General features: G+C 43.6%; 22 protein-coding genes. 20 read left to right on the forward strand and 2 right to left on the reverse strand.

From position 1 onward, the window contains the following. Window positions 1-13 precede the first annotated feature (13 nt). From D8852_RS03310 to D8852_RS03320, 3 genes are all read left to right on the forward strand, one after another. Window positions 14-1,117: an NAD(P)/FAD-dependent oxidoreductase gene (locus tag D8852_RS03310; RefSeq protein WP_185755573.1), complete on the forward strand. Its 1,104-nt coding sequence runs from the start codon at window positions 14-16 to the stop codon at window positions 1,115-1,117. A gap of 101 nt (window positions 1,118-1,218) precedes the next feature. After that, entirely contained in the window at window positions 1,219-2,238 is a 1,020-nt protein-coding gene (galE, locus tag D8852_RS03315) for a UDP-glucose 4-epimerase GalE (protein WP_001156534.1), read from the forward strand. A 1-nt stretch (window position 2,239) separates the two neighbouring features. Then, window positions 2,240-3,205: a glycosyltransferase family 2 protein gene (locus D8852_RS03320; RefSeq protein WP_125424681.1), complete on the forward strand. Its 966-nt coding sequence runs from the start codon at window positions 2,240-2,242 to the stop codon at window positions 3,203-3,205. An 82-nt stretch (window positions 3,206-3,287) separates the two neighbouring features. On the opposite strand, the gene D8852_RS03325 is transcribed toward D8852_RS03320, so the two are convergent. Further along, window positions 3,288-3,491 carry a ferredoxin gene (locus tag D8852_RS03325; protein ID WP_080566872.1) on the reverse strand — a complete coding sequence of 68 codons (204 nt, stop codon included), beginning with the start codon at window positions 3,489-3,491 and terminating at the stop codon, window positions 3,288-3,290. A gap of 45 nt (window positions 3,492-3,536) precedes the next feature. Here D8852_RS03325 and D8852_RS03330 point away from each other — a divergent pair, with 45 nt between their 5' ends. The 9 genes from D8852_RS03330 (at window position 3,537) to whiA (ending at window position 10,584) form a co-directional block, all read left to right on the forward strand. Beyond that, the gene (locus D8852_RS03330) at window positions 3,537-4,031 is read left to right on the forward strand and encodes an SAG1386/EF1546 family surface-associated protein (protein ID WP_125424605.1); all 495 of its coding nucleotides are present in this window, start codon (window positions 3,537-3,539) and stop codon (window positions 4,029-4,031) included. A gap of 9 nt (window positions 4,032-4,040) precedes the next feature. Beyond that, on the forward strand, window positions 4,041-4,715 hold the full coding sequence (gene cmk / locus D8852_RS03335) for a (d)CMP kinase (protein WP_125424606.1): 675 nt from the start codon (window positions 4,041-4,043) through the stop codon (window positions 4,713-4,715). A 118-nt stretch (window positions 4,716-4,833) separates the two neighbouring features. Next, window positions 4,834-5,340, forward strand: coding sequence for a dihydrofolate reductase (locus D8852_RS03340; RefSeq protein WP_125424607.1), 507 nt, complete (start codon window positions 4,834-4,836; stop codon window positions 5,338-5,340). Window positions 5,341-5,541: 201 nt separating this feature from the next. Further along, the gene (gene clpX / locus D8852_RS03350) at window positions 5,542-6,774 is read left to right on the forward strand and encodes an ATP-dependent Clp protease ATP-binding subunit ClpX (protein WP_002874765.1); all 1,233 of its coding nucleotides are present in this window, start codon (window positions 5,542-5,544) and stop codon (window positions 6,772-6,774) included. An 8-nt stretch (window positions 6,775-6,782) separates the two neighbouring features. After that, window positions 6,783-7,370, forward strand: coding sequence for a ribosome biogenesis GTP-binding protein YihA/YsxC (gene yihA, locus D8852_RS03355; protein ID WP_125424608.1), 588 nt, complete (start codon window positions 6,783-6,785; stop codon window positions 7,368-7,370). A gap of 9 nt (window positions 7,371-7,379) precedes the next feature. Next, window positions 7,380-7,760 carry a RidA family protein gene (locus D8852_RS03360; protein ID WP_125424609.1) on the forward strand — a complete coding sequence of 127 codons (381 nt, stop codon included), beginning with the start codon at window positions 7,380-7,382 and terminating at the stop codon, window positions 7,758-7,760. A gap of 51 nt (window positions 7,761-7,811) precedes the next feature. Then, entirely contained in the window at window positions 7,812-8,702 is an 891-nt protein-coding gene (gene rapZ / locus D8852_RS03365) for an RNase adapter RapZ (protein WP_049479525.1), read from the forward strand. Further along, a complete protein-coding gene (locus D8852_RS03370; RefSeq protein ID WP_125424610.1) occupies window positions 8,699-9,676 on the forward strand; it encodes a YvcK family protein in 978 nt (325 codons plus the stop codon). Before rapZ ends, D8852_RS03370 begins: the two co-directional genes overlap by 4 nt. After that, window positions 9,673-10,584, forward strand: a complete 912-nt coding sequence (gene whiA / locus D8852_RS03375) for a DNA-binding protein WhiA (RefSeq protein WP_125424611.1) — start codon at window positions 9,673-9,675, stop codon at window positions 10,582-10,584. The genes D8852_RS03370 and whiA overlap by 4 nt, the downstream gene beginning before the upstream one ends. A 31-nt stretch (window positions 10,585-10,615) precedes the next feature. Here whiA and D8852_RS03380 read toward each other — a convergent pair whose 3' ends face one another. Then, window positions 10,616-11,584, reverse strand: a complete 969-nt coding sequence (locus D8852_RS03380) for an NAD(P)/FAD-dependent oxidoreductase (protein WP_125424612.1) — start codon at window positions 11,582-11,584, stop codon at window positions 10,616-10,618. Window positions 11,585-11,720: 136 nt separating this feature from the next. Here D8852_RS03380 and cdaA point away from each other — a divergent pair, with 136 nt between their 5' ends. From cdaA to D8852_RS03425, 8 genes are all read left to right on the forward strand, one after another. After that, window positions 11,721-12,578, forward strand: coding sequence for a diadenylate cyclase CdaA (cdaA, locus tag D8852_RS03390; protein WP_001010979.1), 858 nt, complete (start codon window positions 11,721-11,723; stop codon window positions 12,576-12,578). Continuing rightward, the gene (locus D8852_RS03395; RefSeq protein WP_001230923.1) at window positions 12,565-13,347 is read left to right on the forward strand and encodes a YbbR-like domain-containing protein; all 783 of its coding nucleotides are present in this window, start codon (window positions 12,565-12,567) and stop codon (window positions 13,345-13,347) included. The genes cdaA and D8852_RS03395 overlap by 14 nt, the downstream gene beginning before the upstream one ends. A gap of 28 nt (window positions 13,348-13,375) precedes the next feature. Beyond that, complete coding sequence (gene glmM / locus D8852_RS03400) at window positions 13,376-14,728, forward strand: phosphoglucosamine mutase (RefSeq protein ID WP_000521459.1); 1,353 nt, start codon at window positions 13,376-13,378, stop codon at window positions 14,726-14,728. A 73-nt stretch (window positions 14,729-14,801) separates the two neighbouring features. After that, window positions 14,802-15,176 (forward strand): DUF1149 family protein, encoded by a 375-nt coding sequence (locus tag D8852_RS03405; protein ID WP_001050092.1) that lies wholly within the window; start codon window positions 14,802-14,804, stop codon window positions 15,174-15,176. A 2-nt stretch (window positions 15,177-15,178) separates the two neighbouring features. Beyond that, a complete protein-coding gene (locus D8852_RS03410; RefSeq protein WP_125424613.1) occupies window positions 15,179-16,027 on the forward strand; it encodes a DegV family protein in 849 nt (282 codons plus the stop codon). A gap of 264 nt (window positions 16,028-16,291) precedes the next feature. Further along, window positions 16,292-17,059 carry a 4-hydroxy-tetrahydrodipicolinate reductase gene (gene dapB / locus D8852_RS03415; RefSeq protein ID WP_125424614.1) on the forward strand — a complete coding sequence of 256 codons (768 nt, stop codon included), beginning with the start codon at window positions 16,292-16,294 and terminating at the stop codon, window positions 17,057-17,059. Further along, window positions 17,056-18,255, forward strand: a complete 1,200-nt coding sequence (locus D8852_RS03420) for a CCA tRNA nucleotidyltransferase (RefSeq protein WP_125424615.1) — start codon at window positions 17,056-17,058, stop codon at window positions 18,253-18,255. Before dapB ends, D8852_RS03420 begins: the two co-directional genes overlap by 4 nt. Then, window positions 18,252-20,123, forward strand: coding sequence for an ABC-F family ATP-binding cassette domain-containing protein (locus tag D8852_RS03425; protein ID WP_125424616.1), 1,872 nt, complete (start codon window positions 18,252-18,254; stop codon window positions 20,121-20,123). The genes D8852_RS03420 and D8852_RS03425 overlap by 4 nt, the downstream gene beginning before the upstream one ends. Window positions 20,124-20,143: the final 20 nt, after the last annotated feature.

Genomic DNA, 20,143 nt, shown 5'->3' on the forward strand with positions numbered 1-20,143 from the left:
GGAAGTGAAGACAATGAAAAAAGTTGCCATTATTGGAGCAGGAATTGTGGGGGCAACAGCTGCCTACTACCTCGCGAAAGAAAGCGACCTAGAGGTGACCGTTTTTGACCATGGACAAGGTCAGGCTACCAAGGCAGCAGCGGGAATTATCAGTCCTTGGTTTTCAAAACGCCGTAATAAAGCCTGGTACAAGATGGCGCGCTTGGGAGCTGACTTTTATGTGGATTTGTTGGCTGATTTAGAAAAGTCAGGACAGGAAATCGACTTTTACCAGCGTTCAGGAGTTTTTCTCTTGAAAAAGGATGAATCTAAGTTGGAAGAACTCTATGAGCTAGCCCTTCAGCGTAGGGAAGATTCTCCTTTAATAGGCCAGTTAGCCATTCTAGCTCAAGCGTCTGCAAATGAATTATTCCCTAGCTTGCAGGGATTTGACCACCTGCTCTATGCTTCTGGTGGAGCGAGAGTAGATGGCCAACTTTTAGTGACTCGTTTGCTAGAAGCCAGTCAAGTCAAGCTGGTCAAAGAAAAAGTGAATCTGACACCTTTAGCATCAGGTTACCAGATTGGCGAAGAGGTATTTGATCAGGTTATTTTGGCAACGGGAGCTTGGTTGGGAGACATTTTGGAGCCTTTAGGATATGAGGTAGATGTTCGACCCCAAAAAGGACAGCTCCGAGATTATCAGCTTGCCCAAGACATGGAATCCTACCCTGTTGTCATGCCGGAAGGAGAGTGGGATTTGATCCCTTTTGCAGGTAGGAAATTGTCCTTGGGTGCTACCCACGAAAATGATATGGGATTTGATTTGACAGTAGATGAAACCTTGCTCCAACAAATGGAGGAGGCAGCCTTACCTCACTATCCAGCCTTAGCTAAAGCGACTTCCAGATCTGAGCGTGTGGGAATCCGTGCTTACACCAGTGATTTCTCGCCTTTCTTTGGTGAAGTCCCTGGCTTAGCAGGTGCCTATGCAGCTAGTGGTCTAGGTTCATCAGGCCTCACAACGGGTCCTATCATTGGTTACCATCTAGCCCAATTGGTCCAAGACAAGGAGTTGACTTTGGACCCAGTAAACTATCCAATTGCAAACTATGTCAAACGAGTAAAAAGTGAATAAAATTTTACTGAAATTTTAGCAGGTAGTTTAGGATGGCAAATGACATTCCCTGTCAAAAATGGTAAAATAAGAAAAAATAATCTGAGAATCGAGGAAAAAAGATGCAAGAAAAGATTTTGGTAACTGGTGGTGCCGGATTTATCGGAACTCACACTGTTATTGAATTGATCCAAGCAGGTCATCAAGTTGTTGTGGTGGATAATCTTGTCAACAGCAATCGTAAGAGTTTAGAAGTTGTTGAGAGAATTACAGGGGTTGAGATTCCTTTCTATGAGGCAGATATCCGTGACACAGATACCCTCAGAGATATTTTCAAGCAGGAAGAGCCGACTGGTGTTATTCACTTTGCTGGTCTGAAGGCTGTTGGTGAATCAACACGTATCCCTCTTGCCTACTATGACAACAATATCGCTGGTACAGTAAGCCTCTTGAAAGCTATGGAAGAAAACAACTGTAAGAATATCATCTTCAGTTCTTCTGCGACAGTTTACGGTGATCCCCATACTGTACCAATTCTAGAAGATTTCCCACTTTCAGTGACCAATCCATACGGTCGTACCAAACTCATGCTAGAGGAAATTTTGACCGATATCTACAAAGCAGACTCAGAATGGAATGTGGTCTTGCTTCGTTACTTTAATCCAATCGGAGCGCATGAAAGTGGAGACTTGGGAGAAAATCCTAATGGCATTCCAAACAATCTCTTGCCTTATGTTTCACAGGTAGCAGTGGGCAAACTAGAACAAGTACAAGTTTTTGGAGATGATTACGATACAGAAGATGGAACCGGGGTTCGTGACTATATCCACGTTGTAGACCTAGCCAAAGGTCACGTTGCAGCTTTGAAAAAACTCCAAAAAGGTTCAGGCCTTAATGTTTATAACCTTGGAACTGGTAAAGGTTACTCAGTTCTTGAAATTATCCAAAACATGGAAAAAGCAGTGGGACGCCCAATTCCTTACCGCATCGTAGAACGCCGCCCAGGTGATATCGCTGCCTGCTACTCAGACCCAGCAAAAGCTAAAGCAGAACTCGGTTGGGAAGCGGAACTCGACATCACCCAAATGTGTGAAGACGCCTGGCGTTGGCAAAGCAAGCATCCAAATGGATTTGAAGACTAAGATGATGATTTCAATCATTGTCCCTTGTTTAAACGAAGAGGAAGTACTTCCTCTTTTTTATCAGTCTGTTGAAGCACTGATTCCAGAATTAGGAGCAGAGATCGAGTATGTCTTTGTGGATGATGGTTCAAGCGATGGCACTTTGGAGCTTTTGAAGGCCTATCGGGTACAAAATCCTGCGGTACATTATATCTCTTTCTCGAGAAATTTTGGGAAAGAAGCGGCTCTGTATGCAGGCTTGCAGCATGCGACTGGAGACCTAGTGGTCGTGATGGATGCAGACCTCCAGGATCCTCCTAGTATGTTGCTTGAAATGAAAGCCTTACTAGACCAGAATGCAGATTTAGACTGTATTGGGACACGGAGAACCAGTCGGGAGGGAGAACCCTTCTTTCGCAGTTTCTGCGCTGACATCTTTTACCGCCTCATGCAAAAAATCAGCCCAGTAGCCCTGCCATCAGGTGTTCGTGATTTTCGGATGATGAGAAGATCTGTGGTGGATGCTATTTTAGCCTTGACCGAGTCCAATCGTTTTTCTAAGGGACTCTTTGCCTGGGTGGGCTTTAAAACGCACTATCTTGATTATCCAAACGTTGAACGACAGGCTGGCAAGACTAGTTGGAGTTTTAGACAGCTCTTTTTCTACTCGATTGAAGGGATTCTCAACTTTTCAGATTTTCCCTTGAGTATAGCCTTTGTAGCGGGACTTCTATCTTGTTTTATTTCTTTTGTGATGACTGTTTTTGTGGTATTTCGGACCCTTATCTTGGGGAATCCGACATCTGGCTGGACCTCTCTGATGGCTGTCATTCTCTTTCTTGGAGGGATTCAACTCCTGACTATTGGGATTCTCGGTAAGTATATCAGCAAGATTTATCTAGAGACCAAAAAAAGACCACTCTATCTCGTCAAAGAAAAAAGTGATCTTTCTATTTTCGAAGGGAAAAATAACCAGAAAAGACTATAATTTTACCTAGAAATATGCTAAACTAGTAGATGAAGGGATTAAAGTGATAAAAAGAATCTACAAAATCAATCTCCCTTTTAAACTATGATGGATCTTTGAGAAGTGCACGTGTAGGGCACTGTTTGATAGCCTCCAGAACATCGCTGGTCTCAGCGATTTCTCTTTGCAGTTCATCAGGATCATCATAAAAGCGAACGATCCCATTATCATGGTAATCAAAGAGTTCAGAATAGGTCTGGCAAAGCCCGCAGGCGATGCACCGTTCGGGTATAAGTGTGAGTTTCATATTTATATTGTAATAAGAAAGTTTAAAAAATACAAGGAGTAAGGTATGGAAAAAGAACCGTGGCAAGAAGATATTTATGAAAACAATGAGGAAGAATCAAGAACAGATCGTCGTCGCCGTAAACAAAAAGGGAAAGGCGTTGTTGCCAATCGTGTCTTGACCATTCTAGCTAGCCTCTTCTTTGTAATCGTTGTAGCGATGGTTGTCGTATTGATTTACCTTTCTACTGGAGGAAGTAACCGCACGGCAGCTTTGAAGGATTTTTATGATTCTTCAGCTCCATCGTCAACCTCTAAAGTGGAAGAGTCTTCTTCCTCTACTAGTAAAGCTCAAGAAACGAAAGAATCAACATCTTCAGAGAGCAGTTCAGAAGAACACACAGAGGGTGAAGGAACGCTTACTGTGCAACCTGGAGAAGGAGAAGCAGCTCTCGCTCAGCGTGCAGGGATTTCCATTGCCCAGCTAGAAGCTCTAAATCCTTCTCATATGTCATCAGGAACTTGGTTTGCCAACCCTGGTGATGTCATCAAGACTAGATAGGAGTCGGAAATGAAGACAATTCAAATTGCTATTGATGGTCCTGCTTCTAGTGGTAAGAGTACAGTCGCAAAGATTGTCGCTAAGGATTTTGGTTACACTTATCTCGATACGGGTGCTATGTACCGTGCTGCGACTTATATAGCTCTCAAACACCAGTTGGATGCAGGAAATGTAGACCAACTTCTTGAGCTTCTTAACCAACACCCCATTAGTTTTGGACGTTCAGAAACTGGAGAACAGCTTGTCTTTGTAGGGGATGTTGAGATTACTCATCCGATTCGTCAAAATGAAGTGACCAACAAGGTTTCAAGCATTGCTGCCATTCCTGAAGTACGTGAGAAACTGGTTTCTCTCCAACAGGAGATTGCCCAGCAAGGTGGTATCGTCATGGATGGGCGTGATATCGGGACAGTTGTTTTACCACAAGCTGAACTCAAGATTTTCCTAGTGGCTTCTGTTGATGAAAGAGCAGAGCGTCGTTACAAGGAAAATATTGCTAAAGGTATTGAGACGGACCTGGAAACTCTGAAAGAAGAGATTTCGGCACGTGATTACAAAGATAGTCATCGCGAAACCTCGCCTCTCAAACAAGCGGAGGATGCAGTTTACCTTGACACAACTGGATTGAGTATCCAAGAAGTGGTCGAAAAAATTGAATCAGAAGCAAAAAAACGCATGTCCTAGTGACAGGTGAAGCAGGCTAAGGCTAGCCTGCTTCTTTTCTCTCTTTGGGGAGCATTTGAAACCAGTCTTTTTAGGAGTTTTTTGATAAAATAGTAGTATCAATAAAAAGGATGGAAGCATGACAAAGAAAATCGTAGCCATTTGGGCCCAAGATGAAAAAGGTGTGATTGGTAAAGAAGACCGTCTTCCTTGGCATTTGCCAGCAGAATTACAACATTTTAAGGAAACAACTTTGAATCATGCTATACTGATGGGGCGAGTGACCTTTGATGGCATGGGACGTCGTCTGCTTCCAAAACGTCAAACCCTGATTTTAACGCGCAATAGCGAAGAAGTCATAGATGGGGCACTCGTATTTCAAGATGTGGAGTCTGTTTTAGCGTGGTATCAGAGTCAGGAAAAAAATCTCTACATCATTGGCGGAAAGCAGATTTTTCAGGCTTTTGAGCCGTATTTAGATGAAATCATTGTGACGCAGATTCATGCTCAGGTAGAGGGAGATACCTATTTCCCTGAGGAGTTTGACTTGTCTCGTTTTGAGACAGTAGCAAGCAAATCTTACACCCGAGATGAGAAAAACGACTATGATTTTACCATCGAATACCGAGATAGAAAGGAAGTCTAATGGAGCGCAGTATATTTGGATTTTTTACAGCTTTTTTGTGTGTGATCTGTATTTTGACTGGAGCACAGGCTTTTCGTAAGAAGCGCTATGGACTGTCTGCTTTACTCTGGTTGAATGCTTTTACCAATCTGGTGAACAGTGTCCACGCTTTTTATATGACCTTATTTTAGATAGAATGATAAATTAGAATGGAAGGAAATCATGCCTACAAATAGGAAAAATGATATGATGGTTTATTGCTCATTTTGTGGCAAAAGCCAAGAAGAAGTAAAGAAAATAATCGCTGGGAACAACGCCTTTATCTGTAATGAATGTGTGGAGTTGGCCCAAGAAATCATTCGGGAGGAGTTGGCCGAGGAAGTTTTGGCAGACTTGTCTGAAGTACCAAAACCAATCGAACTCCTCAATATCTTAAACCACTATGTGATTGGTCAAGATCGTGCCAAACGTGCCTTGGCAGTGGCTGTATACAACCACTACAAACGCATCAATTTCCACGATACGCGTGAAGAGTCAGAAGATGTGGATTTGCAGAAGTCAAACATCTTGATGATTGGTCCAACTGGTTCTGGGAAAACTTTCTTGGCTCAGACTTTGGCTAAGAGCTTGAATGTACCTTTTGCTATTGCTGATGCGACAGCTCTGACTGAGGCTGGGTATGTGGGTGAGGATGTGGAAAATATCCTCCTCAAACTCTTGCAGGCCGCTGACTTTAACATCGAACGTGCAGAACGTGGTATTATCTACGTGGATGAAATTGACAAGATTGCCAAGAAGAGTGAGAATGTGTCTATTACACGTGATGTTTCGGGTGAAGGGGTACAACAAGCTCTTCTCAAGATTATTGAGGGAACTGTAGCCAGTGTACCGCCTCAAGGTGGACGCAAACATCCGCAACAAGAGATGATTCAGGTGGATACTAAAAATATCCTCTTCATCGTGGGTGGTGCTTTTGATGGCATCGAAGAAATCGTTAAACAACGTCTGGGAGAAAAAGTCATCGGTTTTGGCCAAAATAACAAGGCGATTGATGAAAACAGCTCCTACATGCAAGAAATTATTGCCGAAGATATTCAAAAATTCGGTATTATTCCTGAGTTGATTGGACGCTTGCCTGTCTTTGCAGCTCTTGAGCAATTGACAGTCGATGACTTGGTTCGTATCTTGAAAGAGCCAAGAAATGCCTTGGTCAAACAATACCAAACCTTGCTATCTTATGATGATGTCGAGTTGGAATTTGACGACGAAGCCCTACAAGAAATCGCCAATAAGGCTATCGAACGCAAGACAGGGGCGCGTGGTCTTCGCTCTATCATTGAGGAAACCATGCTGGATGTCATGTTTGAAGTACCGAGTCAGGAAAATGTGAAACTGGTTCGCATCACGAAAGAAGCTGTCGATGGAACGGAAAAACCAATCCTAGAAACAGCCTAGAGGTGATTATGGAAATCAATACACACAATGCTGAAATCTTGCTCAGTGCAGCCAACAAGTCCCACTATCCGCAGGATGACCTGCCGGAGGTTGCTCTAGCAGGGCGTTCAAATGTTGGCAAGTCTAGTTTTATTAACACCATGCTGAACCGTAAGAATCTGGCCCGTACATCAGGGAAACCTGGGAAAACCCAGCTTCTCAATTTCTTTAACATTGATGACAAGATGCGCTTTGTGGATGTTCCGGGTTATGGTTATGCCCGTGTTTCCAAAAAGGAACGTGAAAAGTGGAGCCGCATGATTGAGGAGTATTTGACCACTCGGGAAAATCTCCGTGCAGTGGTCAGTCTGGTTGACCTCCGTCACGACCCGTCAGCAGATGATGTGCAGATGTACGAATTTCTCAAGTATTATGAGATTCCGGTTATCATCGTTGCGACCAAGGCGGACAAGATTCCTCGTGGTAAGTGGAACAAGCACGAATCAGCAATCAAAAAGAAATTAAACTTTGACCCAAGTGACGACTTCATCCTCTTTTCATCTGTCAGCAAGGCAGGGATGGATCAGGCTTGGGATGCAATATTAGAAAAATTGTGAGGGAAAGAAATGGCAAAAACAATTCATACAGACAAAGCTCCAAAAGCTATCGGACCTTATGTTCAAGGGAAAATCGTTGGCAATCTTTTGTTTGCTAGTGGTCAAGTTCCTCTTTCACCTGAAACTGGGGAAATTGTAGGAGAGACCATCCAAGAACAGACAGAACAAGTTTTGAAAAATGTTGCTGCTATTTTGGCAGAAGCAGGAACAGACTTTGACCATGTTGTCAAAACAACTTGCTTCTTGAGCGATATGAATGACTTTGTTCCTTTTAACGAGGTTTACCAAACGGCCTTTAAAGAGGAATTTCCAGCTCGTTCAGCTGTAGAGGTTGCACGTCTTCCTCGTGATGTAAAAGTCGAAATTGAAGTGATCGCAGAGATTGGATAAGCTAGTTGAAGTTTGGCTCTGCCAAACTTTTTTTGATATAAGGAGAGATAGATGACAAAAAAACAACTTCACCTGGTGATTGTGACAGGGATGAGTGGCGCAGGGAAAACGGTAGCCATTCAGTCCTTCGAAGATTTGGGATATTTCACCATTGACAATATGCCGCCAGCCCTCTTACCAAAGTTTTTGCAGTTGGTTGAAACTAAAGATGATGATCATAAACTGGCCTTGGTAGTGGATATGCGGAGCCGTTCCTTCTTTTCAGAGATTCAGGCTGTTTTGGATGAATTGGAAAACCAAGACGATTTGGACTTCAAAATCCTCTTTTTAGACGCAGCAGATAAGGAATTGGTGGCACGCTATAAGGAAACTAGAAGAAGTCACCCTCTAGCTGCTGATGGTCGGATTTTAGATGGCATCAAGCTGGAACGTGAACTCTTGGCACCTTTGAAAAACATGAGTCAAAATGTGGTGGATACGACAGAACTCACTCCGCGTGAACTGCGTAAAACCATTGCAGAGCAGTTTTCGGATCAAGAGCAAGCCCAGTCTTTCCGTATCGAGGTCATGTCTTTTGGATTCAAGTATGGTATCCCTATTGATGCAGACTTGGTTTTTGATGTCCGTTTCTTGCCAAATCCATACTACCTCCCTGAACTCCGTAATCAGACGGGTGAGGATCAAGCAGTTTATGACTATGTGATGAATCATGAAGAGTCTGAAAGTTTCTATCAGCACTTACTCGCCTTGATTGAGCCCATTTTGCCAAGTTACAAAAAAGAAGGCAAGTCCGTCTTGACCATTGCAGTAGGATGTACGGGTGGACAACATCGTAGTGTTGCCTTTGCTAAGCGCATAGCTGAGGATTTATCCAAAAACTGGCCTGTCAATGAAAGCCATCGTGACAAAGACAGAAGAAAGGAAACGGTAAACCGTTCATGAGAAAACCAAAGATAACGGTAATTGGTGGAGGAACAGGTATCCCCGTCATTTTGAAAAGCTTGCGAGAAAAGGATGTTGATATCGCGGCCATCGTAACGGTAGCTGATGATGGTGGATCTTCTGGTGAACTAAGAAAGAATATCCAACAGCTGACACCACCAGGAGATCTCCGTAATGTCCTTGTGGCCATGTCGGATATGCCCAAGTTTTATGAGAAGGTTTTTCAGTACCGCTTTTCAGAAGAGGCTGGTGCTTTTGCGGGCCATCCACTGGGGAATATCATCATAGCAGGGCTTTCTGAAATGCAAGGATCTACCTACAATGCTATGCAATTACTCAGTAAGTTCTTTCACACAACAGGAAAAATCTACCCCTCAAGCGATCAGCCTTTGACACTGCATGCAGTCTTTAAAGACGGTTCTGAGGTGGCAGGTGAGAGCCACATTGCAGACCATCCAGGCATGATTGACCATGTCTATGTGACCAATACTCTCAACGATGATACTCCTCTGGCTAGCCGTCGAGTAGTGCAGACCATTCTTGAGAGTGATATGATTGTCTTAGGGCCAGGTTCCCTCTTTACCTCGATTTTACCCAATATTGTGATTAAGGAAATTGGTCAGGCGCTTTTGGAAACCAAGGCAGAAATCGCCTATGTCTGCAATATCATGACCCAACGTGGGGAGACGGAACACTTTACAGATAGTGACCACGTGGAAGTTCTTCATCGCCATCTAGGTCGGTCTTTTATTGATACGGTCTTGGTCAATATCGAAAAGGTTCCTAGAGAATACATGAATACCAACCGTTTTGATGAATATTTGGTTCAGGTAGAGCATGACTTTGCTGGTCTTTGCAAGCAGGTTCCTCGTGTGATTTCATCCAACTTCCTTCGTTTGGAAAATGGAGGTGCCTTCCATGATGGCGATTTGATTGTAGACGAATTGATGCGCATTATACAGGTGAGAAAATGAGTTTCACAGTTGCAGTAAAAGAGGAAATTCTTGGTCAACATCATCTCAGCCGCCATGAATTGTCTGCCATCATCAAGATGTCTGGCAGTATTGGTCTCTCGACTTCTGGCTTGACTCTGTCTGTTGTGACTGAAAATGCCAAGTTAGCTCGGCACCTTTATGAGTCCTTTCTCCATTTTTATGAAATCAAATCAGAGATTCGTCACCATCAGAGAAGCAATCTTCGCAAGAACCGTGTCTATACGGTCTATACTGACGAGAGGGTGCAGGAGCTTTTAGCTGATTTGCGGCTTGCGGATTCTTTCTTTGGTTTGGAGACAGGCATCGATCCTGATATTTTAGCAGATGAGGAAGCTGGACGTGCCTACCTATGTGGGGCCTTTCTGGCAAATGGTAGCATCCGAGATCCTGAGTCTGGCAAATACCAGTTGGAGATTAGTTCCGTTTATCTGGACCATGCCCAAGGACTGGCCTCTCTCCTCCAGCAATTTTTACTGGATGCTAAGGTCATTGAGCGAAAGAAAGGTGCAGTTACCTATCTCCAGCGGGCAGAAGACATCATGGATTTCTTGATCGTGATTGGGGCCATGCAGGCGCGTGACAACTTTGAACGCATCAAGATCTTGCGTGAAACCCGTAATGATCTCAATCGAGCCAATAACGCTGAAACAGCCAATATCGCTCGAACGGTTTCTGCCAGTATGAAGACCATTAACAATATCAGTAAAATCAAAGATAGAATGGGTTTGGAAAATTTACCAGTGGATTTGCAGGAGGTGGCTCGCTTGCGGATCCAGCACCCAGACTACTCTATCCAGCAGTTGGCAGATAGCCTGAGCAATCCCCTGACCAAAAGTGGTGTCAACCACAGACTCAGAAAAATCAATAAAATAGCAGATGAACTATAAAACCACGAATCGTTGATTCGTGGTTCTTTTCTTATAGACTTGTCGAGTGTTTTGGTTGTACTTTTTGATCTGGGTCGATGTAGTTAATGGCATTGTTAACAGCTGTTGGAGCTTCACCCAGTCCTGTAGCGATCAAATCAATCTTACCTTCATAGTAGCAGCAGTCGCCGATAGCATAGATACCTGCTTGGCTAGACTCTTGCTTGCTGTTAACGATAATCTTGTGACGATTGAGGTCCAGCCCCCAATTTTTAAGATTACCAACAGATGATTTGAAACCATAGTTGACAAAGAGGTGGTCTACTTCGATAGTTTCGGTTTCATCTGATTTGACTTTGGTGATTTCCAGTTTATCGAGTGTTTTTCCATCTCCAAGAAGTTGGCTAGGGACGAACGGTGTCTTGATAGTTACAGATGATTCTTGCAGGGCTTGCACACTGTGCTCTAAGGCGCGGAAGTTATCTCGACGGTGAACGAGAGTAGTTGGCGCAATTTTTTCAAAAGCCAGAGCCCAGTCCACTGCTGAGTCCCCACCACCAAGGATGGTCACCTTCTTGCCTGCGTATTGTTGAATGTTGGATACGTGGTAGTGGATATTTTCATAGTTTTCAACGCCGTCTAATTCGAGTGGCCGTGGTTTGAAGGCGCCTCCCCCCATGGCAATGATGACTGTTTTAGTCAGGTGGCTTCCCTTGTTGGTTGTGATGGCAAATCCTTCATCTTGTTTTTCAATCTCAAGAACGGTTTCGTTGAGATGAACAGGTGTTTCAAAGCCGTTTAGCTGTTCAATCAAGCGATTGGTCAACTCTTCTCCAGTTAAGTTTGGAAAACCTGGCACATCAAGGATTTGCTTCTCAGGGTAGAGGATGGCTGGTTGACCACCGAGCTGGGGAAGAGAGTCGATGATTTGGACTTTGGCTTGGCGTAGGTGGGCGTAAAAGGCAGCAAAGAGGCCGACAGGACCGCCACCTACAATGGTAATATCATAGAGTTGAGACATGATTTCTCCTTCGTTTTTTCTAGTCAGTTTATTTTATCATATTTTTAATCAAATTAAAATGAAGCAGGATAGGGAAAAAATTGTTAGAAAATGGTATAATAGAACGGAACGTGTTTTGATAGGGAGGGAACTAGAGATGAATTTTCAGCAATTTTCCAACTTGCAATACTGGACGAGTTTGTTTTCAAGCCCTTGGACTATAGTCATCAATCTGATTGATATTCTCATTGTGACTTATATTTTGTATCATTTTACAAAGGCCATTGCAGGTACCAAAATCATGATCTTAGTTCGGGGAGTTTTGGTCTTCATTCTAGCTCAAATTCTCTCCAATATGATTGGTTTAACGACTATTTCTTGGTTGATCAATCAGATCATCACCTACGGGGTCATCGCAGCGGTGGTCATCTTTTCACCGGAGATTCGGACGGGTTTAGAGCGGTTGGGCCGGGCTACTGATTTCTTCTCCAATGCACCTATTAGTGCAGAAGAGCAAATGATTCGTGCCTTTGTGAAATCAGTCGAATACATGAGTCCGCGTAAAATTGGTGCTCTGGTAGCAGTTCAACGAGTGAGAACTTTACAGGAATACATCTCGACGGGGATTCCCCTAGATGCCAAGATTTCAGCTGAATTGCTCATCAATATTTTTATTCCTAACACTCCCTTGCACGATGGAGCGGTCATTATCCGAGAAGATCGGATTGCTGTTACTTCAGCCTACTTGCCACTTACTGAAAATACAGAGATTTCCAAAGAGTTTGGAACACGGCATAGGGCGGCGATTGGTTTGTCGGAAGTATCGGATGCTCTTACCTTTGTGGTTTCGGAGGAAACAGGTGGAATCTCAATCACCTATAATGGAGTCTTTAAGCACGATTTGACCTTTGAAGAGTTTGAATCTGAACTGAGAAGAATCCTGCTTCCAACATCAGAGGAAAAACATGGTCTGAAAGAGCGCTTGCTGGGAGGATTGAAACATGAGAAAAAATAGTCTTTATATCATTTCTTCCTTCTTTTTCGCCTGCATTCTCTTTATCTATGCAACTTTGACAAACTATCAGAATAGCAACAGTGCCAGACAGGTGCGGACGGAGACTTATACAAACACAGTTCTTAATGTCCCAATTGATATTCAGTATGACAGTGATCAGTATTTTATCAGTGGTTTTACATCTGAGGTGACGGTCTTTCTAACAGGGTCAAACAGAGTTGCTTTGGCGAGTGAGATGCAGGAAAGTACCCGCAAATTTAAGGTGACGGCTGATCTTTCTGATGCTAGTGTAGGAACCATCGAAGTTCCTCTGACTATTGAAAATTTACCGAGTGGTTTGACGGCTGTTGCGACACCGCAAAAGATAACAGTGAAGGTTGGTAAAAAAGCAAAACGAGACAATGTCATTGTTGTGCCGGAGATTGATCCTAGTCAGATTGATTCTCGCGTGAAAATCGATACAGTTACTGTATCAGATGAAAAAGTAACGGTTATTAGTGATGAGGAAACCCTCTCCAAAGTAGATCGTGTCATTGCCATCTTACCGACGAGTGAACGGATAACTAGAAACTACTCGTCCTCTGTTCCTCTACAAGCAGTCGATAAAAATGGAAATGTCTTACCAAGCGTCATTATGCCGTTTGACACAACTATGAAAATTACAACAAAAACAGCAACGTCTAGTTCAAGTAACTCGTCAACAAGTTCCTCAGAAGGCAGTTCGTCTTCAACGAGTTCAGAAACAAAATCAGATTCGTCTAAACAATAATAAATAATAGAAAAGGATGATAAATAAAATGGGTAAATATTTTGGGACCGATGGAGTCCGTGGAGAAGCAAACGTAGAACTGACACCAGAATTGGCTTTTAAACTAGGCCGTTTTGGTGGATATGTCCTCAGTCAACACGAAACAGAAGCCCCTAAAGTCTTTGTAGGACGTGATACACGTATCTCAGGAGAAATGTTAGAATCAGCCTTGGTGGCAGGTCTTCTCTCTGTAGGGATTCACGTCTACAAACTTGGTGTCCTTGCAACACCAGCAGTAGCTTACTTGGTCAAAACTGAGGGAGCCAGTGCAGGTGTTATGATTTCTGCCAGCCACAACCCAGCCCTCGATAATGGGATTAAGTTCTTTGGTGGGGATGGTTTCAAACTTGATGATGAAAAAGAGGCAGAAATTGAAGCCTTGCTAGATGCTACCGAAGACACTCTTCCTCGTCCAAGTGCCGAAGGCTTGGGAACCTTAGTGGACTATCCAGAAGGTTTGCGTAAGTATGAAGGCTACCTTGTTTCAACTGGAACGCCTCTTGAGGGAATGAAAGTGTCCTTGGACACAGCGAACGGTGCAGCGTCTACAAGTGCTCGCCAGATTTTCGCTGATCTTGGTGCTCAGTTGACAGTTATCGGTGAGACACCAGATGGTCTTAATATCAACTTGAATGTGGGTTCTACACACCCAGAAGCTCTTCAAGAAGTAGTCAAAGAAAGCCAGTCAGCTATTGGTTTGGCCTTTGACGGAGACAGTGACCGTTTGATTGCTGTTGATGAAAATGGCGACATCGTTGATGGTGATAAGATTATGTATATTATCGGGAAATACCTTTCTGAAAAAGGCCAGTTAGCCCAAAATACTATCGTAACAACCGTTATGTCTAACCTTGGTTTTCATAAGGCCTTGGACAGCGCAGGCATCAATAAGGCAGTCACTGCAGTTGGTGACCGCTATGTCGTCGAAGAAATGAGAAAATCAGGCTATAACCTTGGTGGTGAACAGTCTGGTCACGTTATCTTGATGGATTACAATACGACAGGTGATGGACAGTTAACTGCCGTTCAATTAACAAAAGTTATACGGGAAACCGGTAAAACCTTGTCTCAACTGGCATCAGAAGTAACGATTTACCCACAAAAACTGGTCAATATCCGAGTGGAAAATGCTATGAAAGAAAAAGCCATGGAAGTACCAGCCATCAAGGCAATCATCGAAAAGATGGAAGGAGAAATGGCAGGAAACGGCCGTATCCTTGTTCGCCCAAGTGGTACCGAACCTCTCTTGCGAGTTATGGCAGAGGCACCTACAACAGAAGAAGTCAATTACTATGTAGATACGATTGCTACTGTTGTTAAAGATGAGATCGGTATTGACTAAAGCCTAGAAAACTAGATGAAATGATAAAAATGTGGTACAATTGCATAGTAAATTGTAGCAATGGGAGAGAAAAATGAATCTTAAACGAGAACAAGAATTTGTTAGCCAGTATCACTTTGATGCTCGTAACTTTGAATGGGAAAATGAAAATGGGGCTCCTGAAACCAAGGTAGACGTGAACTTTCAGTTACTCCAGCATGACCAAGAAAATCAAGTAACTTCTTTAGTCGTTATCTTGAGCTTCATGATTGTCTTTGACAAATTTGTCATCAGTGGAACAATTTCTCAAGTTAACCATGTGGAAGGTCGTATTGTCAACGAACCAAGCGAATTTAACCAAGAAGAAGTCGAAACCTTGGCACGTCCATGTTTGAACATGCTTAATCGTTTGACTTATGAAGTAACAGAAATCGCCTTGGATCTTCCAGGGATCAATTTGGAGTTTTAGTCATGAAATTAGCTGTCATTACAGATTCTTCAGCCTATTTAGAGGAGAAGACGCTGCAAAGAGAGAATCTATTTATCTTGGATATTCCTGTCAATATTGATGGGGAGGAGTATGTTGAAGGTGTCAATCTGACTGCTGAGGAATTTTATCAAAAAATGGCTCAGTCTGCAGAATTGCCTAAGACCAGTCAACCAAGTATTGCCAAATTGGATGAGATTCTAAGTTCCTTGAAAGATGAAGGCTATACCCATGTCTTGGGACTCTTTCTTTCGTCAGGAATTTCAGGCTTTTATCAGAACATCCAATACATGTTGGACGAGTATGAAGGGTTGACCATTGCTTTTCCTGATACCCATATCACAAGTTCCCCTCTAGGATTTATGGTGGAGAGTGCCTTTGAATGGGCAGAACAGGGCGATGATTTTGCCCAGATTCAGGAGAAGTTGGCTATCCAAATTGCTGATAATTCAGCCTTTATCATAGTAGATGACCTCGACCACTTGGTTAAGGGAGGACGTTTGTCAAATGGAGCTGCTGTCTTAGGGAATCTCCTCAGTATCAAGCCTATCCTCTACTTTAATGACCAAGGGGTGATTGAAGTTTACGAAAAAGTACGTACGGAAAAGAAGGCAACAAAACGTTTGGTGGAAATCATCAAAGAGTTGACAAAAGATGGGGACGACCGTATTACAGTCATTCATGGTAACGCACCTCAAAAGGCGGCAGATTTGCGCCAACTCTTGATTGAGAGTGGTGTGACTTCTGAGATTCCAATTGTTAGCTTTGGTAGTGTCATTGGAACCCACCTTGGAGAAGGCAGTATTGCCTTGAGCTATACACCAATCGTCTAGATTGTTCTTACAGGCTTTGTATCTTAGAAATTGAACACGGACTACCTGCCTCTTGAAAAAAGATGCCTGTCTTGCCTTTCATGGAAAGTCAGCGCCATTCCCTATTTTTCATGGGCAGCTAACGTCCTTTGTATCTTGATAATTGAACACGCCTGGAACCCTGTGTGAAAAAGATAGTTCTTCCAAGGAGTAGACACTCCTTGATCAGAACTCCTATTTTCACTTTGTATTCTTGCAGGCTTTGTATCTTAGGTAGGAGTAGAGATGAGTATTCGAGTAATTATTGCCGGGTTTAAGGGAAAGATGGGCCAAGCTGCTTGTCAGATGGTCTTGGCTGATCCAGACTTGGACTTGGTCGCAGTTTTGGATCCTTTTGAGTCTGAGTCAGAATGGCAGGGGATTCCTGTCTTCAATGATAAGGCTGACTTGGCTGGTTTTGAAGCGGATGTCTGGGTAGACTTTACCACACCAGCCGTAGCCTACGAAAATACACGCTTTGCACTTGAAAATGGTTTTGCTCCAGTAGTTGGAACAACAGGATTCACTAGTGAAGAAATTGCAGAATTAAAAGCATTTTCCCGTGAACAAGATTTGGGTGGCTTGATTGCCCCTAACTTTGCCTTGGGAGCTGTCTTGCTCATGCAATTTGCGGCGCAGGCTGCCAAATATTTCCCAAATGTGGAGATTATCGAGCTCCATCATGACAAGAAAAAAGATGCTCCGAGTGGAACAGCTATTAAAACAGCTGAGCTGATGGCAGAAGTCCGTGAGCCTATCCAGCAAGGTGCGCCTGATGAGGAAGAACTGATTGCGGGTGCTCGCGGTGCTGAGTTTGATGGCATGCGCATCCATTCGGTCCGTCTACCAGGCTTGGTAGCCCATCAGGAAGTCATCTTTGGCAATCAAGGAGAAGGATTGACCCTCCGTCATGACTCCTATGATCGCAGCTCCTTCATGACAGGGGTGAATTTGGGAATCAAAGAAGTTGTCAAGCGTCATGAGCTTGTCTATGGATTAGAACACTTATTATGAGATTAACGCAAATGCCTTCTGAATTTCAGAAGGCTTTACCAGTATTAGAAAAAATTAAAGAAGCAGGCTTCGAAGCCTATTTTGTTGGGGGCTCTGTTCGAGATGCCATCCTCAATCGTCCCATCCACGATGTGGATATCGCAACCTCTTCTTATCCAGAGGAGACCAAGCAGATCTTTCCGCGAACAGCCGATATCGGAATCGAGCACGGAACCGTCTTGGTCCTAGATGGGGACGAGGAGTATGAGGTGACGACCTTTCGGACAGAGGATGTCTATGTAGACTATCGTAGACCCAGTGCGGTTTCCTTTGTGCGTTCGCTAGAAGAAGACCTCAAACGCCGTGATTTCACAGTCAACGCCTTTGCCTTGGATGAGACAGGAGAAATCATTGATTTGTTCGATGGTCTCAAAGATTTGGAAAACAAAGTCTTGCGAGCGGTGGGTGTTGCTAGTGAGCGTTTCAACGAAGATGCTCTACGTATTATGCGTGGTTTCCGTTTTCAGGCCAGTCTCGGTTTTAAACTTGAGCCAGAAACATTTGAAGCTATGAAATCCTTGACTCCGCTCTTGGAGAAGATTTCTGTGGAGCGCACCTTTGTTGAGTTTGATAAACTCTTGCTGGCACCTTTTTGGCGAGTTGGTCTGTCTTCCATGATTGAGAGTCAAGCTTATAATTATCTCCCTGATATGGCAGACAGTCGAGATAAACTTCAAAAATTGTTTGATTTAGAGGCGGATTTCACCTTTGCCTCTTCTGAACAAGCCTGGGCGGCCCTCTTGTGGGCTTTGGAGATTAAAGATGCACAGCCATTTTTGAAACATTGGAAAACTTCACGCCAGTTTGCCAAGCAGGTTCAGGATTTGCTGACCATATTGGCTCTGCGTGAAAAGAGAGGACTGAGCAAGCGCGATTGTTACCGCTTTGACTTGGATTCCCTTCTACAGGCTGAAAGTCTTCGTCAGGCTCAAGGAAAAGAAGTCAACCCACAAACCATCACAGAAACTTACCAGAGTTTGACCATTTATGATAAGAAAGAAATCCAGATCAACGGTGGTATTTTAATCAAGGAATATGGTTATCAACCTGGGCCAGATTTGGGAGAGGTTTTAACAGAGATTGAGTTTGCCATTGTTGATGGAGAATTGGAAAATGACCGACAAGCAATCCATTCTTACCTTAGGGAGAAAAAATGAGTGATTTTATCGTTGAAAAATTAAGCAAATCCGTCGGAGACAAGACCGTTTTTAAGGATATTTCTTTTATCATCCATGACTTGGACAGAATCGGTCTAATTGGTGTCAATGGAACGGGTAAGACTACCCTTTTGGACGTCCTTTCTGGTGTTTCTGGCTTTGATGGGGATGTCAGTCCCTTTTCGGCAAAGAATGACTATAAGATTGGTTACTTGACCCAGAATCCAGATTTTGATGATAGTAAGACAGTTTTGGATACGGTTCTCTCTAGCGACCTCAAGGAAATTCAGCTGATTCGTGAGTATGAGTTGATCATGCTCAACTACAGTGAGGACAAGCAGGCTCGTTTGGAACGGGTCATGGCGGAGATGGACTCCCTCCAAGCTTGGGAAATTGAAAGCCAGGTCAAGACGGTTCTCAGCAAGTTGGGTATTCAGGACTTATCAACTCCTGTTGGGGAACTGTCAGGTGGTCTAAGAAGACGAGTCCAGTTGGCGCAAGTTCTCCTAGGAAACCACGACCTCTTGCTTCTGGACGAGCCGACCAACCACCTGGACATTGCGACTATTGAGTGGCAGACCCTCTTTTTGAAAAATTCCAAGAAGACCGTTCTCTTCATCACCCACGATCGTTATTTCTTAGACGCTTTGTCAACACGAATTTTCGAGTTGGACCGAGCAGGCTTGACCGAGTATCAGGGTAATTATCAGGACTATGTTCGCCTTAAGGCGGAGCAAGATGAGCGTGACGCTGCTCTCCTTCACAAAAAAGAACAACTTTATAAGCAAGAATTGGCCTGGATGCGCAGGCAACCGCAAGCGCGTGCGACCAAGCAGCAGGCTCGTATCAATCGTTTCCACGACTTGAAAAAGGAAGTTTCAGATAATCCTACTGAGACAGACTTAACCATGAACTTTGAGACCAGTCGGATTGGTAAGAAAATCATCGAGTTTAAAGATGTTTCCTTCGCTTATGCGAACAAGCCGATTTTACAAGATTTTAACTTCTTGGTGCAGGCCAAAGACCGTATCGGTATCATTGGGGACAACGGTGTTGGAAAATCAACTCTTCTTAATCTGATTGCAGGAAGTCTTGAGCCGACTGCAGGTCAAGTTGTGATAGGGGAAACCGTTCGTATCGCTTATTTCTCTCAACAAATCGAAGGATTGGATGAAAGCAAACGGGTCATCAACTACCTCCAGGAAGTAGCAGAAGAGGTCAAGACCAGTGTTGGTTCTACGACTTCCATTGCAGAGTTGCTGGAGCAGTTCCTCTTCCCACGTTCGACGCATGGAACCTTGATTGAGAAATTGTCAGGTGGAGAGAAAAAACGCCTCTATCTCCTCAAATTACTCTTGGAAAAACCAAATGTTCTTCTTTTGGACGAGCCGACCAATGATTTAGATATTGCGACTTTAACAGTTTTGGAGAATTTCTTGCAAGGCTTTGCGGGTCCTGTCTTGACAGTCAGCCACGACCGCTATTTCCTTGATAAGGTAGCGACCAAGATTCTTGCCTTTGAGAATGGTAACATCCGCCCTTTCTTTGGTCATTACACCGACTACCTTGATGAAAAGGCCTTTGAAACAGAGATGGCCAATCAAGTGCAAAAGGCCGAAAAGGAGAAAGTGGTCAAGGTCCGTGAAGACAAGAAACGCATGACCTACCAAGAAAAGCAGGAGTGGGCAAGCATTGAAGGCGATATTGAAGCCTTGGAAAATCGTATCGCAGCCATTGAAGAAGAAATGCAGGCAAATGGCTCCGACTTTGGCAAACTGGCGACGCTTCAGAAAGAGCTAGACGAGAAAAACGAAGAACTCCTTGAAAAATACGAACGCTATGAATACCTAAGTGAGTTTGATAGTTAGAAGGATAGAAAAATCCCGTC

Source organism: Streptococcus mitis (genome assembly GCF_003942695.1).
In the GTDB taxonomy this organism is placed as follows: Bacteria; Bacillota; Bacilli; order Lactobacillales; family Streptococcaceae; genus Streptococcus; species Streptococcus mitis_BD.